At 65.8% G+C, this 14372-nt stretch carries 11 protein-coding genes and 1 pseudogene; 8 read left to right on the forward strand and 4 right to left on the reverse strand.

What is annotated here, in order from left to right:
* Positions 1-125 precede the first annotated feature (125 nt).
* From NL1_RS02405 to NL1_RS02420, 3 genes are all read right to left on the reverse strand, one after another.
* A complete protein-coding gene (locus NL1_RS02405) occupies positions 126-1466 on the reverse strand; it encodes a wax ester/triacylglycerol synthase family O-acyltransferase (protein WP_067833731.1) in 1341 nt (446 codons plus the stop codon).
* Positions 1463-1834, reverse strand: coding sequence for a hypothetical protein (locus NL1_RS02410; RefSeq protein ID WP_162272675.1), 372 nt, complete (start codon positions 1832-1834; stop codon positions 1463-1465). The genes NL1_RS02405 and NL1_RS02410 overlap by 4 nt, the downstream gene beginning before the upstream one ends.
* 743 nt (positions 1835-2577) lie before the next feature.
* The gene (locus NL1_RS02420) at positions 2578-3153 is read right to left on the reverse strand and encodes a TetR-like C-terminal domain-containing protein (protein WP_067833737.1); all 576 of its coding nucleotides are present in this window, start codon (positions 3151-3153) and stop codon (positions 2578-2580) included.
* A 50-nt stretch (positions 3154-3203) separates the two neighbouring features.
* Between NL1_RS02420 and NL1_RS02425 the strand changes: the two genes are divergently transcribed.
* The 5 genes and pseudogenes from NL1_RS02425 to NL1_RS02445 all read left to right on the forward strand — a co-directional run bounded on the left by NL1_RS02425 (position 3204) and on the right by NL1_RS02445 (position 9204).
* Positions 3204-4538: a carboxylesterase family protein gene (locus NL1_RS02425; RefSeq protein WP_245673054.1), complete on the forward strand. Its 1335-nt coding sequence runs from the start codon at positions 3204-3206 to the stop codon at positions 4536-4538.
* 290 nt (positions 4539-4828) lie between these two features.
* Positions 4829-5457: pseudogene (locus NL1_RS40105) on the forward strand (ubiquinone/menaquinone biosynthesis methyltransferase).
* A gap of 267 nt (positions 5458-5724) precedes the next feature.
* Positions 5725-7530, forward strand: coding sequence for a sensor histidine kinase (locus NL1_RS02435; protein WP_067833963.1), 1806 nt, complete (start codon positions 5725-5727; stop codon positions 7528-7530).
* A gap of 177 nt (positions 7531-7707) precedes the next feature.
* Entirely contained in the window at positions 7708-8028 is a 321-nt protein-coding gene (locus tag NL1_RS02440) for a hypothetical protein (protein WP_156094612.1), read from the forward strand.
* A gap of 309 nt (positions 8029-8337) precedes the next feature.
* On the forward strand, positions 8338-9204 hold the full coding sequence (locus NL1_RS02445) for an IS5 family transposase (protein WP_245673055.1): 867 nt from the start codon (positions 8338-8340) through the stop codon (positions 9202-9204).
* 46 nt (positions 9205-9250) lie between these two features.
* Here NL1_RS02445 and NL1_RS02450 read toward each other — a convergent pair whose 3' ends face one another.
* Positions 9251-9883 carry a TetR/AcrR family transcriptional regulator C-terminal domain-containing protein gene (locus NL1_RS02450; protein ID WP_067833965.1) on the reverse strand — a complete coding sequence of 211 codons (633 nt, stop codon included), beginning with the start codon at positions 9881-9883 and terminating at the stop codon, positions 9251-9253.
* 78 nt (positions 9884-9961) lie between these two features.
* Here NL1_RS02450 and NL1_RS02455 point away from each other — a divergent pair, with 78 nt between their 5' ends.
* The 3 genes from NL1_RS02455 (at position 9962) to NL1_RS02465 (ending at position 14197) form a co-directional block, all read left to right on the forward strand.
* Positions 9962-10867: an alpha/beta hydrolase gene (locus NL1_RS02455; protein ID WP_067833749.1), complete on the forward strand. Its 906-nt coding sequence runs from the start codon at positions 9962-9964 to the stop codon at positions 10865-10867.
* Positions 10864-12411, forward strand: coding sequence for a class I adenylate-forming enzyme family protein (locus tag NL1_RS02460; RefSeq protein ID WP_067833752.1), 1548 nt, complete (start codon positions 10864-10866; stop codon positions 12409-12411). The genes NL1_RS02455 and NL1_RS02460 overlap by 4 nt, the downstream gene beginning before the upstream one ends.
* 337 nt (positions 12412-12748) lie before the next feature.
* A complete protein-coding gene (locus NL1_RS02465) occupies positions 12749-14197 on the forward strand; it encodes a serine hydrolase domain-containing protein (protein ID WP_245673056.1) in 1449 nt (482 codons plus the stop codon).
* Positions 14198-14372: the final 175 nt, after the last annotated feature.

Consider the following 14372-nt stretch of genomic DNA (forward strand, 5'->3'; position numbering starts at 1 on the left):
TCGTCAAGCGCGTTGACATGAAATCACCAGCACAACAACGTGATTCAGCTTGCCCGCTGAGCCCGACATGGTCCGATCGGAGGAGTGGTTGCCGCGCATCTGGCGGCCCGTCGGCTATCGGATGCCTAGTTTTGGGGACAGCGATCCAGGAGCCGGTCGATGGTGGTGGTGATGGTGTCGGCGAGCAGGTCGAGGTCGGGGGTGGTGTCGTAGTCGCCGGTGATGCCGAAGCCGAGGTGGTCGCGGTAGCTCAGGATCGCGATGGAGGTGCGTAGCCGCATCGCGATCGGGGCGTAGGGCAGGATTTCGAGGACCTTGTGGCCCTGCAGCCGCAGGGTGCGGGTAGGGCCGGGGATGTTGGTGGCCAGTCCGGCGATGCTGTGCTGGGGGAACCGCAATGCGGTGCGCACCGCCCACGCCAGGGGTGCGAAGGGTACCCATTTGGCCAGCGACAGGATCGAATTCGCCGCGCCCGCTTCGCCGCTGGCCTTGTGCTTGTTCAGGCGTGCGTGCACGGTACGTAGTTGGTCCACGGGGTCGTCGAGTTCGGTCGGCAGCTGCGGCAGCATCGCCGAGACCCGGTTGTCGAGCACCCGGTTGGCGTCGGTCGTGCGTACCGATACCGGCGCCAGGATCCGTACCGTCTCGGTGTCGGGTTCTTCGTTGCGGGCGAGCAGCATCGCCCGGAATGCGGCGGTCACTGCGGCGAGTGCGACGTCGTTGACGGTCACGTCGAACGCGGCGCCGATCTGTTTGACCTGTGCCAGCGATACCCGTGCGACGGTGTAGCGGCGTTGGCGCCCGATCGGCCCGGTCAGTGAGGACCTGCTCTCGGGGACGATCGCGTTCCACGCCAGCGGTGCTGCGGCGCGCACTGTGCGCAGCAGCGCGGCCGGTGCCTGAACCGGCAGTCGCAGCCCGTCGGCGAGCATCGCCCGCCAATCCCAGCCACTGGCACCGCCGCTGTCCGGTTCGTGGCGGGTCGCCGCGGTGTCGGAGGTCGGGTCGCAGAAGCGTTGGAACAGGGAAATGCCGGAGACGCCGTCGAGCATGCTGTGGTGGGCGGTGACGATCAGCGCCCACCGCTCACCGGCCAGATGCTCGACCACGGTGCAGTGCCACAGTGGGTGGTCGCGGTCGAGGCGCTGCTCCATCACGGTGGCCACCATCTCCCACAGTGCCGGCTCGTCGCACGGTTGCGGCAGCGCTGCCCAGCGCAGATGATGCCCGAGATCGAAGTGCGGGTCATCGACCCACTGCGGTGCGCTCAGATCCCAGAGTGCGCGCCGCAGTTTCTGGTGCAGTCGCGCCTCCACGCTGATCCGCTGGGCCATGCGGGCGGTGAATTCCGCACGCGTGCCGGGGTTTCCGTCGAGGATGGCCACCGCGCCGATACCGGCGTTGACGTGTTGATCGCTGTCTTCGAGTTCCATGAATCCCGAATCCAACGGACCGAGCTCGCTCATCCGCTCATCCCATCTCGAATTCGATTCTCGGGTTGGTGTGGTTGGGCACGCAGCAACCACACCAGGAAGGTTCCGGTGACCGCGGCCATGGTCGCGGCCATGCCCAATCCGCCGAGCACACCGATGGCGACGGTGAGGGCAGCATGCTGACCGGGCTGCCACAACGGTGTGGTCACAGCGGTCAGGACCGTGAGTCCGGCGAGCCATGCCACGGCGGTCGCCTCGATCCAGCCTCCGGCGTCGGCGAGGTGGCGGCGCAATACCAGCCACTGGGCCGCGCCGATCGCCGTCACCATCACTGCTGCTCCGGCGCCGATCGCGGGCACGACCAGCAGCGGTGGCCACCCGGCCAAGCCGTTGGTGACCATCGGGACCATACCCAGCGACCACGCACCACCGCGCCCAGCACGGTCGCCAGAATCCAGTCTCGCCGCGCCAATCCAGGTATTACGGACTCGAGCACATGTCCCTGGAACCAGCCCAGTACTGCTCCTTCGGCAGCTCCTGCAACGAGTAGGGCAGCGGCTGTGAGCAGTGTGGTGGTTTGTGCGGCCGCGACACCGGCCACGGCGGGCATGGCGAATCCCAGCAGTTCACCGGCGGTGACCAGGGTGAACCAGCGCCACCACAACCGTCGACCCGCCGCCGAAGCGGCCGGTGGAGGATCGGCGGCTTCATCCAGGGTGATCACGACCAGGGGGACCATAGCTACTGATACTCCTGCTACTGGGTTGGGCGCGACAGAAGACAAAGCAATCACCTGCCAGGACTTTCGGACACCGAACATGTCGCACACCCAAGCAGTCGCCCCAGCGTCGGCGAGCCCGAACGCCAACCTGCCGCATGGCGCTCCCCGTGGTTTCTGGGTGCATGAACTGTCGGGGTTCACCCCCGGTCGGATCTCCGCCTTCTCCGGACTCCCGCGCTCGACCGCGTACCGGTTCATCGACCCCGAGAACAACACCCTGCCCACGAGCCGCGGCTAGGTCGAAGCGTTCCTGCTGGCCTGTCGGCTGGCTCCCCCGACCCACACCAGTCGGCGACAAGCCAGTTCATGGTCGGTGGGCGAGCGAGTTTCCGGAGTGCCCGGCGGGTGCTCGCCGGCAGTCGGTCAGCGCGGAGTGAGGCCGGCCATGAGCAGGTCGACGGAGGTTTCGGCCAGGTCGTCGGGGATGTCGCCGTTGAGCTGGGTCGTGTATATGTGCACCAGTCCGCCCAGCGTCAGCATGGTGAGCCGTGGGTCGACCGTCGCGGCGATCTCGCCGCGCTCGATTCCGCGCTCGACGATCTGCTGCGAGGCGGTCAGCCGCACCGCCCAGAACTCGCGCCGAACCGCCTCGGCGTCGGAATCAGTGACCGTGGAGCGGATCAGTGCCGCCCCGGCCGGGGTGCGCGCGAAGCCGATGAGCACGGCCATGAATTCCAGCAGGTCCGTGCGGACGGAGCCGGTGTCCGGGATCGGAATCTGGGACTCCATACGGGAGAGCAGTGCGTCCAGCACCAGCCGGGGCAAGGTTTTCCAGCGGCGGTAGATGGAGGTCTCGTGCACTCCCGCAGCGGCGGCGACATCGATGACGCGCACGCCGTCGATGCCGACGGCGTCGATGCGGGCGAGTGTCGCGCACAGCACGGCTCGCCGCAGCCGGGCACCGCGTAGTTGCGGGGCGTGGTTCACCTCTTCGACCATGCGACCAATTATCGCAAGTCTTCTTGCGTTGGCCGGGCAAGGGGCTTAGCGTGGCGATAACGCAAGTCAACTTGCGATATTGGCACGGTAGGAGGAGCGGCATGAACGGCAACGGCGTCGTGGTGTCCCGAGGTATCCCGTTCGCCCGGGCGCGGCGGTTCGGCATACCCGAGCGGGTGCCGTACGCGGGCCCGGACTCGCACCGGCAGCCGGTCGCAGCGCCGCAGCTGCCGGGTCGCCTCGAACCGGTGATGGGTGCGCCCGTGCGGCTGCCGCAATCAGAAGACTGTCTGGAGCTGACCGTCACCGCGCCCGCTGCGGCCGAACCCGGTGGGCGGCCCGTGATGGTGTGGATCCACGGCGGCGCGTATCTGGCTGGTAGCGGCGCGTGGAATCTGTACGACGCGGCACAGCTGGTCCGCGAGACCGGCATCGTGGTCGTATCGATCAACTACCGGCTCGGCGTACTCGGCTATCTACGGCTGCCGGGCGTCTCGCCGGGCAATCTCGGACTCCTCGACCAGATCGCGGCTCTGGAATGGGTGCGCGATCACATCGGCGCATTCGGCGGTGATCCCACCCGGGTCACTGTGGCCGGTCAATCGGCGGGCGCGCATTCGGTCGTTGCGATGCTCGGTATCGAATCCACGCGCGGTCTTTTCGGCCGCGCCATCGTGCAGAGTTCGCCATTCGGGGTCGGCTTCCAGAGCCCGGCGAAGGCGCAGCGGGCGGCGCGGACATTTCTCGCCGCGCTCGGCGCTGACCCACGCGACGCGTCGGTGGCCGATGTGCTGGCGGCACAGGCGGGGGCGGTGAAGAAGCTCGCAGGGCCCGGTGGACTCAACTCGGCACCTGCCTTTCTGCCGATCGCGGGCGTCGATCCGCTACCGGCACAACCGCATTGGCGTGACGCAGTCGTCGACCGTGCCAACGAGCTACAGGTGGTGATCGGAGCGACTGCCGATGAGATGGGCGCGTTCTACGGCGGGCCGCACCCGGTGTTCTCCCGTATCCGATCGGTGCCCGGAGTCGGTCCGCGCCTCGTCTCGAGTGTGCAGAAGCTGGTCGGGCGCAAGGCGTTCGAAGACGGCGCCACCGACTTCGCCGACCTGCTCGCCGCACACGGTGCCGACGTCTACCGCTACCGGGTGAACACGGTGCACCCGGACAACCCGTTCGGTGCCTGCCATTGCCTCGAACTGCCGCTGTTGTTCGGCGACGCCTCCGCCTGGCATGACGCCGCGATGCTTCGCCCCCTCACGCCTGCCCAGGTCCGTGCGCGCGGTGTGCCGACCCGGAACCGCTGGGGCGCGTTCGTCCGTTCCGGCGAACCGGGGTGGTCTCGGCATATGCCGGGTTCGACGGTCATCCACCAGTTTCCGTAGCGCGAATGCTGACCGCTCAGGCCGCGATGCCGAACAGCGCTGATACCTCAGAGCAGGCGCGGCCGCGGCGCGCAGCACCCGCGTTCACAGCCGAGTGCCTGCCTCGATACGCTGTATGCGCCAGGCGTCGGCTCCGACGACTTCGCTTGCGTAGCGCCATGTTTCAGCTACGCCGACAGGTCGGGGACCGGGTCCGAAAGATCACCAGTGGAGACCGAGTGACCATCGATAAGAGCAAAGGCGCCGAAGTACACGGGATCTTCGAGAAGGTCGCCGGATACTACGACCGGATGAACTTCCTCATGACGCTCGGAAGTCACGGACGATGGTGCCGCGAAGTGGCTGCACGCGCCGCACCGCCCGCGGGTGGACAGCTTTTGGATATCGCCACCGGGACCGGTGTGATCGCCTTGGAAGCCGCACGGCGGTACCCCTCCGTCACCGTGACGGGCGTCGACTTCTCGGAGGAGATGCTGACGCGCGCCCGGACCAAGCCCGGTGCACAGTCGGTTCGATGGCAACATGCGGACGCGGCCCGCCTGCCGTTCGACGACGAGTCTTTCGACGGGATCACCCAAGGCTATCTGCTCAGAACGTCGAAGACCTGCAGGGCGTACTCCGCGAACAACACCGGGTTCTCAAGCCCGGCGGCCGGATCGTCGTCCTCGAAACGTGTCCTCCGAGCGGGCCGGTGAAGCCGGTCGTGGAGTGGGGAATGCGCCTCGTCGTTCCGCTGCTCGGCCAGATCGTTGCTCGCGACCGGTCGTCCTACACCTACCTCGAATCCAGCACGCTCGCCTTCGTCACACCGGAGCGCGTCGCCGAAATCCTCCGTGGGCTCGGTTTCCAAGACATCGGGTGGAGTAAGAAGTTCTTCGGCACGAACGTCATTCTGTGGGCCACCAAGTCGGTGCAGTGAGTATTCGCGAATCGCCTCTGCTGGACCAGTGGTCAGAGCGGTCACGGGCGCGGGATGATGTGCTCGGTTCATCGACACACACTTGACACCCGCCCGGCACGAAAGCTGTTGCGTCTGCCGCAGCACGCAAGCCGTGCATGCGCGCACCGTGGAGCCGCGAGCGAACAGCGGCTGGGCCCTAACGCGAGAGCCTCGGCGACCGGCGGCGCTCTTGTACGGGCGGGTATCGCGCTGCCGGGGTAGTGCGGGGATGCCAGAATGCTGGGTATGCAAGGTCCATCGCCCGACTTCGGCCCAGATGCCAGGCCTCCGGTGCTCGGAACGCTGGCTCAGTCTCGTTTGCGGGAGCTGCTGGCCGAGGTTCAAGATCGCATCGCGGAGATCGTTGGTGTGCGTGATCAGATGGATCGGCTCATCGAGGCGATGTTGGTGGTCACCGCTGGTCTGGATCTGGACAACACGCTGCGGACGATCGTTCACACCGCGATCGAGTTGGTCGATGCCCGCTACGGTGCGCTCGGTGTACGGGAAGCCGACAAGAGTTCCAAGCAGCTGGCCGAGTTCGTGTACGAGGGCATCGATGACCGCACTCGGGTGATGATCGGTGATCTGCCTCGTGGGCATGGTGTGCTGGGGCTTTTGTTCGAGCAACCCAAACCGATCCGGCTGGCGGACATGTCCGCGCATCCGTCGTCGGTCGGTTTCCCTCCCAACCACCCGCCGATGAAGACGTTCCTCGGTGTGCCTGTGCAGGTGCGTGACGAGATCTTCGGCAATCTGTATTTGACGGAGAAGTCCGGCGGTCAGGAATTCACCGAAGACGACGAGGTCGTCGTGCAGGCATTGGCTGCGGCCGCTGGTATCGCCATCGCCAACGCTCGCCTGTACGAAGAATCCCGGATCCGCCAGCAGTGGTTGCAAGCCACGCAGGATGTGGCGACAGTCGTGCTGGCCGGCGGGGACCCCGACGAAGCACTCGAACTGATCACCGCGCGCGCGTTGACTGTGACCGGGTCGGCGTGTGCTTATCTCGCCTTGCCCGAGGACCCTGATATGCCTTCGGAGGAAGTCAGCGAACTGGTTGTGGTCTCGGCGGCCGGCCTCGACGCCCGACAGATCATCGGACAGCGGATCCCCGTCCACGGTTCCGGAACCGGCGCGGCGTTCCGCGACGAGCAGCACGTCCCCGCTGACGAACCGAGCACTGCACAGGAGCTGGATTTACCGGGCAAGTACGGCCCAGCGCTGACTTCGCCGCTGCGGGCGGGGCAGTCGGTCATCGGTGTGCTGGTCACGATGCGCTCGGCCGAGATGCCCGCGGTGGATGCCGCGGGGCAAATGATGATGACAGGTTTCGCCAATCAAGCGGCGCTGGCGTTGCAGTTGGCGAACACCCAGCGCCGCATGCGCGAACTCGACGTGGTCTCCGAACGCGACCGCATCGCCCGCGACCTGCACGACCATGTCATCCAGCGGTTGTTCGCGGTCGGACTGTCGCTGCAGGGGACCGCGCAGCGCACCCGAGCCCCAGAGATCAAGTCCCGGCTCATCGACACCATCAACGACGTGCAAACCATCGTCCAAGACATCCGGCACTCGATCTTCGATCTGCACTCCAGCACCGCCGCCGAAGCTCCGGTGCTGCGCAAGCGCCTGCACGCCGTGGTCGCGGAAATGACCGCCGACACCGACCTGCGCACCTCCATCCGCCTGGCCGGACCGGTCTCGGTGCTCAGCCCTGCCATGTTCGACGATCTCGAAGCGGTGCTGCGCGAGGCATTGAGCAATGTGGTGCGCCACGCCCAAGCCACCGCGGTCTCGGTCAAACTGACCATCGGCGACGACGTCGTCCTCGAAGTCACCGACAACGGCATCGGCCTGCCCGAGCACCTCACCCGCCGCAGCGGACTGGCCAACATGGCCGCCCGCACTCACGAAACCGGCGGCAGCTTTCACGCCGGTGCCGACCCCAGCGGAGGCACCGTCATCCGATGGTCGGTACCGCTGCCTTCGGTGAACGGCACCCGTACTCCTCACCCCACGACACCGGACGTCACCACCGATCAGAGCTAGAGATCGCCTGTCGGGTCCTGCGGGGTCGTGGTCGGTTCGTCGCGCCATGCTCAGTGCCTGTGAACAAACTGATCGAATAGCGGCGCTGGCGGTTTGAACTGCGAAAATGCTTGAGGCACTGTCGGGGTGGTTGCTGGCGGTTTATCGCCGGGGCCGGGGGCGATGGAGGCGATTGATGTGTCCTGGCGTGAGGAGTTGGCTCGGCGTGAGGTCTGGCTGGCCGAAGATGTGGCGCGGTTGCGTGGGCAGATCGATGAGTTGACCGATCAGCTGGCCGCCCGTGAGCTGGCGTTGTCGAGGCTGGCGATCACTCGGGAGACGATGGCCGAGTTGCTCGCCGAGGACGGACCCGTCGGTCCCGGCGAGCTGGACGGGGCTGATGTGGGTGCAAATACCGTTGCGGGGCAGCCTGTTTCGGGTTCGGGTAGGCCGTTCGGGTTGGTGCTGGTGCCGCAGCGGGGCCCGGGTATGGACGCGGTCGGCGGTGTTGCCGGGTGACTACTGCGACATTCTGGCGGTGCTGGCTGAGGCAGGTGACGGTTTTGCGGGCCGGGCAGGTCGGCGCGGAGTTGGGGATCGCGGCGACGGATCGATCGAAGGTGGAAGCGTTGCGGTCGAAACTGAAACGCCTGGTCGCGCGGGGGTGGGCGCAGCAGGCGCCGTCGGGGGGTGTTCACGATCGCCGAATGATGGTGGTGTCACCGGTGATTGACGGCCGCTCCGTCGTGCGGTGTGGCAGCGCAGTGGGGGCGGGATCAGGTGGTAGCCAAGGGTCACCACAACTCCTGCGCCCACGAGGTCCCGCCTATGCCGTTCTACCCTGCAACGCTTTTCGCTGGCGCCGATATCGCCGAAAACGGGTGCGTGTGTGTGGCGTGCCGGTTCGGGCACGGCCGCACCCGTGCGGCTCGGGTTCGCCGATATACCTCCGACACCACCGATGCCCAATGGGAGCAACTGGCGGCGGTGTTGCCGTGGCCGGTGTGGCTCGACGGCGGCGGGGGCCGGCCCGAGGAATACTGCCGCCGCCAGATCATCGACGCGATCTTTAATCTGGCCGACAACGGCTGCAAATGGCGTAATTTGCCGTGCGATTTTCCGCCCTGGCGCACCGTCTACGGCTTGTTCCACCGCTGGTGGCACAGCGGAGACGTTCTCGCCGTGCACAATGATCTGCGAGATAGATTGCGCGTCAACACCTCTCGCGATCCGGACCCGACCGCGGCGATCATCGATTCTCAAACCGTGCGCGCCGCCGAAACCGTCGGTACCGACACCCGCGGATGGGACGGCGGGAAGAAGATGAACGGGCGTAAACGCCACATCATCGTCGACACCCTCGGGCTGCTGCTGATCTGCCACGTCACCGCCGCCAGCGTCCAAGACCGCGACGGAGCCCGCACCGCCCTGCGCCAACTGCGTGAACTGTTCACCACCCTGGCGCTGGTCTGGGCCGACGGCGTCTACTCCGGCAAACTCGTCGGATGGGCCCGCCAACAACTCGGCATCAACCTCGATATCGTCCGGCGCAGCGACAAAGGCCCGGATTCGTTGTCCTGCCGCGACGTTGGGTCGTCGAACGCACCCTCGCCTGGATCACCCAACGCCGCCGATGCGTTCGCGACTACGAACGCCTACCCGAACACCACGAAGCCATGGTCACCTGGTCGATGATCATCGGTGTCAGCGTGTGGTCTTCGGCCGCGATTGTGATCAGGAATCACTCTTTCAGCCCTTTCAGGATGATGCGCAGACCAGAGCGGAATTCTTCTTCGGGGTCGCTATCAGTTGCGGCGCGGGCGATCTCGACCAACTTGGCGAAGCGGTCGGGCGACAAAGCTGCGACCCGCTCAGTGATGGCCGTGGGGTCCGGGTCGCGAGCCAGAGAAAGTGGTCCGGCGAGTTCGGCTTGTGCGAACCCGGTAATGAATCCGGATACCGCACGGAAAGCGATCAGCAGGTCAGCACCGGATCTGCCGCTGCGAGCAAGAGCCTGCAGCAGCGCCTCGGCGATCACGAGGGTGGGTAGGTCGAGGGTGCGGCGGGTGAGAATCAGGGGAATGGCATGTGGGTGGGAGCGGATAGCGCGCCACATGCCCTCGGCCACTGCGAGGATCTCGTCGGTCCAGTCGCCGGATGGTTCGACCGTCCACTGCGCTTCGGCCGCGACAGCTCCAGTGATCAGCTGCTCGAGTCCCTCTTTCCCGTTGACGTAGTTGTAAATCGTCATCGGCCCGGTGCCGAGCGCGGCCGCGAGGTTACGCATCGTCAGCCCGGCCGGGCCATGCCCGTCGACCAAGGCCAACGCGGCGGCCTGAAGTTGCTCAGTGGTGAACTTTTTCGACGCGGGCATGAACCTCCCCTTGTTTAAGTACAACGTACGTGTTTGACTGACCCTTGTTCACGTACAACGTACCTAAAGAGAGGTGTCATGACTATTCGCACGAACTTCCCGTCCGGTGATGACGTGTGCGCCGCATGGCTGACGCTGCCGACCGGTCCTGCGCCGCATCCCGTGGTGGTGCTGGTGCACGGTGGCGGCGCGACCCACGAGATGATGCTCGGCCAGTACGAAAAATGGTTCTCGGAGGCGGGCTTGGCGGTGCTGGCCTTCGACTTCCGCTACCTCGGAGAATCAGGCGGCCAACCGCGCCAGTTGGTGAGCAAACGCCGCTACGCCGCCGATGTCGACGCCGCGCTGGCATTCGTCCGCTCACATCCAGAACTCGACTCCGGACGCGTGGCGTTGTGGGGGACCTCGTTCGGAGCCAGCCACGTAGTAGCGGCGGCGGCTCGCCACCCTGAGATCAGTGCAGCGATCGTCCAGTGTCCGGTGCTGAGCGGACGCGCGATTGTCGCCCGGGCCGGGGTTCGGCACTTGCTGCGGTTCACCGGGCCGATCATCTCCGATCTGGTGCGCGCGACGCTGGGCTTGCCCCGCCGATACGTGCAATTCGTCGGTCGCCCGGGTGAGCCGGCCTTCGTCAACCAGCCCGGCGCGCTCGAGGGCTGGAAGTCGGTCTGCCCACCCGGGTACGAATTCGACAACCGCATCACCGCAGCCTCGGGGCTGGGAATGCTGTTCTACAACGCTGCGGCACAGGCGTCACGCGTACGGTGCCCGCTGCTGATATGCGCCTGCGACCTCGAGAATCTCATCGCTCCCGCAATTGTGGAGAAGGTCGGGGCCGATGCGCCTCGCGCCATCGTGAAGCACTACGACGCCGACCATTTCACGATCTACCATCCGCCGATCGTTGAGCGAGCCATTGCCGATCAGATCGACTTTCTGACCGAACACCTTGCACCGACTGCGTCCCGAGGGGGACTCCTGTGATTCGCATTCACGACTTCCTGCAGAGCGCGGCGCAAGACGAAGGGGACCGCGTCGGCTGGACCATCGACAGCGACGACATCTGTTTCGCGGCGATGGACGAACGTTCGGACCGGATCGCCGCAGGGCTGCTGCATCGCGGCGTCCGGCATGGCGACCGCATCGCGATCAACGTACCCACCTCACCCGACTGGCTTGCGGTCTACTTCGCGGCGGCCAAGATCGGCGCCGTCGTGGTGGGACTCAGCGTGCGATACCGCGAGAACGAATTCGCCCATATTCTCGGCGATTCCAAGGCGCGACTGGTGGTCACCGTACCCTCCAGCGAGAACGTCGACTTCCTGGCACTCCTGGAAAGCCTGCGAAGTCGCCTTCCCGACCTCGAGGTGGTGGTGAGCATCGGTGGAAGCGGTATCGGCACTCTCGACGAGTTGGAGCGCCTTCCGGCGGACAATGATCTTCTCAGCAAAGCGAAGGCCCTGGTCACCGAGCACGACCCTGTCATGATCATCTACACCTCGGGGACGACCGGGCAACCGAAAGGCGCGACACTCACTCACCGCAGTCAGCTCGCGGCGGCTATCGCACAAGCCCGCCATATGCGGCTCACAACCAGTGATGTTGTGCCGGTCGCTGTTCCACTCAACCATGTCAGCGGGATCACCTGCGGTGCGCTCGCCGCACTGGTCGCACGAGCCCGCGTGATCCTGCTGCCGACGTTCACCGCCGGCTCCGCGGTGAATCTGTTGAGCAGCATCGAGATCACTATCTGGTCCGGTGTGCCCACCATGCACACCTTGTTGCTGAATCATCCCGGATTACGCGGTGTCGATACGTCATCGGTTCGACTCGTGGTTACCGGTGGCGCCAATGCCGATCCCGCCTTGTTGGAACGCCTTACCACCGCATTCCCGAACGCCACTGTGATGAATCTCTATGGCCTCAGCGAAGTGTCCGGCGCGGCCATCATGACCCCGTGGGACAGTGATGCCGATGCGACCGCACGCGCCATCGGGCAGCCACTACCTGGAGTCGAGGCCAAGATCGTCGACATCGACAACGTGGCCGTGCCCGTCGGACAGACCGGGGAATTGCTACTGCAAGCCGATTCGATCATGGCCGGCTACCACAACATGCCCACCGCGACCGCCGCTGTCATCGACAACGCGGGCTGGCTGCACACCGGCGATATGGCATGGCGGGATGCCGATGGATTCATCACCCTTCGCGGCCGAGCCAAGGAGATGTTCATTCAAGGCGGGTTCAATATCTACCCGATCGAGATCGAGAACGTCCTTGCCGAACACCCAGACGTCGTCTTGGCGGCAGGTATCGGCGTACCGGATTCCGTCCTCGGCGAGATCGGCCGCTACTACGTAACCCTTACATCGGACGCACGAGTAACCGAATCCGACCTCAAGGACTACTGCGCGGGCAAGATCGCCGATTACAAAGTCCCAAAGGAGATCATCATCACGGCAAACTTGCCCATGACGCCTGCGGGCAAAGTTCAGAAGGCGAGGTTGCTCGACCGCGACTCAGGGTAGGCGTGCCCAGCAACGTCCGCATCACGCTCATCGAGGCACTCAGAGGTTGCGGGTCAGAGCCCTGCAGCCAATCGGTCGGGGCTGCCGCGTACCTGATGAGGGGTTGTAGTCGAGAGAGCTGGCCTAACACCGTGTTTCGGTGCCGCTGTGGTCGACAGGCGCTGCCTGACGACCACATCGAGGCTGATCGCCGCCACAGTCGAATGGCCGTCTCGCGGAACGCGGGTGTGACGTTGGGCCTCGGACTTCGAGCCGATGTCCTCCTGCGGCCGTGGTTGTTTGCACCGCACGCTGATAGCTGCGGTTGCTGGACGGGCGAGAAGCGAACGGAGGAGCCGTGGACGTAGCCGAAGACACCGAGTTGGCGGTCCGGATCGCCGCGATGTTGAACCGCCATGCGGTGGTCGGTGCCGCGGTCGGTGTGGTGCGTGCTGGGCGGATGGAATTCGCCGGGCACGGCTGGGCCGATATCGCCGCGCACCGACCGGTCACCGAGGACACGGTCTTTCGGATCGCCTCGATCACGAAGACGTTCACGGCGATCGCGGTGATGCAGTTGTGGGAACGGGGCCTGATCGATCTCGACGGTCCGGCAAGTGACTATCTGCGTGCCTACCGCCTGGCACCCACCGACCCGCGGTTCGGTCCGGTGACGATTCGCCACCTGCTGACCCACACCTCCGGCATCGGGGAGACGGCCCATCCACTGCGGGTGCTCGGACCCAATTTCGGCGAAAGCGTCGCACCGGGAACACCGGTTCCGTCGCTGAGCGAGTACTACCGGCGCGGGCTTCGGGTCGGCGCCGAACCGGGCACTCGGTGGACTTATACCAACCACGGCTTCGCCACCCTGGGGCAGATCGTCGCCGACGTCTCCGGCACAACATTGGCCGACTACCTGCGCGAGCACATCTTCGTGCCGCTGGGCATGACCGCCACGACCCTCACCCCACCCAGCTCGGCGTCGCTGGACCGGGCCACCGGGTACACCCTGCGAGCACACGGCCCCGAAGCGGTCACCCACCGCGAGATGATCACCGTCGGCGCGGCGTCGATCTACTCCACCCCGCGTGACATGGGCCGGTATCTGACCGCGCTGCTCGACGGCGGCCGCAACGAGTTCGGGATGGTCCTCGAACCTGACACTCTGGCAGCGATGTTCGCCCCGCAGTACCAGCCCGATCCCCGTATTCCGGGTATGGGCTTGGGGTTCTTCCGCGGGTCCGCAGCGGGCCACCGCGTGGTCGAGCATCAGGGCATCCTGCCCGGGTTCAACTCCCAGATTTGGCTGGCGCCGGACGACGGCCTGGGGCTGATGATGTTGGTCACCGGCGGCCACCAGGGGATGCTGTGGCTGCCTGCCGAGACCTCTTCGCTGCTGCACGGACTGCTCGGCGTCGCGGAACCGGCGATCCGCCACGATGTTGCCCACCAGGCGCAGACCTGGTCGGAGATCTGCGGCTACTACGCGCTGCCGGGATCGCTGACCGACGTTCGCGCGCGGTCGATGATCGGAGCCGGAGTCGAAGTGCGGATCCGCGGTGGCTTGCCGGTGCTGCGGGTACTGACCCCGATTCCCGCCCTGCTGCACGGGCTACGGCTATATCCCGACGACCCCGACGATCCCCTGGCCTTCCGTATCGATCTGAACCGGTGGGGTTTGGGTACCGGCAGGATCGTGTTCGCCCGCGAGATGCGCACCGGGAGGATGGCGATGCACTTCGATCTGACTCCACTGACGCTGCGGAAGTCGGGCCCGAGGTGGAGGCGCCGTGCGATCGGGTGAGCCCCGGCATTCGACCCGCATCACCATCACCGTCGAAACCACCGAACAGCTACGGATCTGGACGCGGTGGACGGGGTGCACGATCTGATCCGCAACGGCACGCGAGCCAGGTTCGCCGTCGACGCCGCCCACTTCGGCGCTGTCATGCGAGTACCCGCTGAACTGGGTGTGCGCA

Source organism: Nocardia lijiangensis NBRC 108240, assembly GCF_001613045.1.
Lineage (GTDB): Bacteria > Actinomycetota > Actinomycetes > Mycobacteriales > Mycobacteriaceae > Nocardia > Nocardia lijiangensis.

Excerpts from the sequence above, each read along its gene's own strand:
- NL1_RS02405 (WP_067833731.1), bottom strand. The coding sequence starts at position 1,466 with ATGAGCGAGCTCGGTCCGTTGGATTCGGGATTCATGGAACTCGAAGAC.
- NL1_RS02410 (WP_162272675.1), bottom strand. The coding sequence starts at position 1,834 with ATGGTCACCAACGGCTTGGCCGGGTGGCCACCGCTGCTGGTCGTGCCC.
- NL1_RS02420 (WP_067833737.1), bottom strand. The coding sequence starts at position 3,153 with ATGGTCGAAGAGGTGAACCACGCCCCGCAACTACGCGGTGCCCGGCTG.
- NL1_RS02435 (WP_067833963.1), top strand. The coding sequence starts at position 5,725 with ATGCAAGGTCCATCGCCCGACTTCGGCCCAGATGCCAGGCCTCCGGTG.
- NL1_RS02445 (WP_245673055.1), top strand. The coding sequence starts at position 8,338 with ATGCCGTTCTACCCTGCAACGCTTTTCGCTGGCGCCGATATCGCCGAA.
- NL1_RS02450 (WP_067833965.1), bottom strand. The coding sequence starts at position 9,883 with ATGCCCGCGTCGAAAAAGTTCACCACTGAGCAACTTCAGGCCGCCGCG.
- NL1_RS02455 (WP_067833749.1), top strand. The coding sequence starts at position 9,962 with ATGACTATTCGCACGAACTTCCCGTCCGGTGATGACGTGTGCGCCGCA.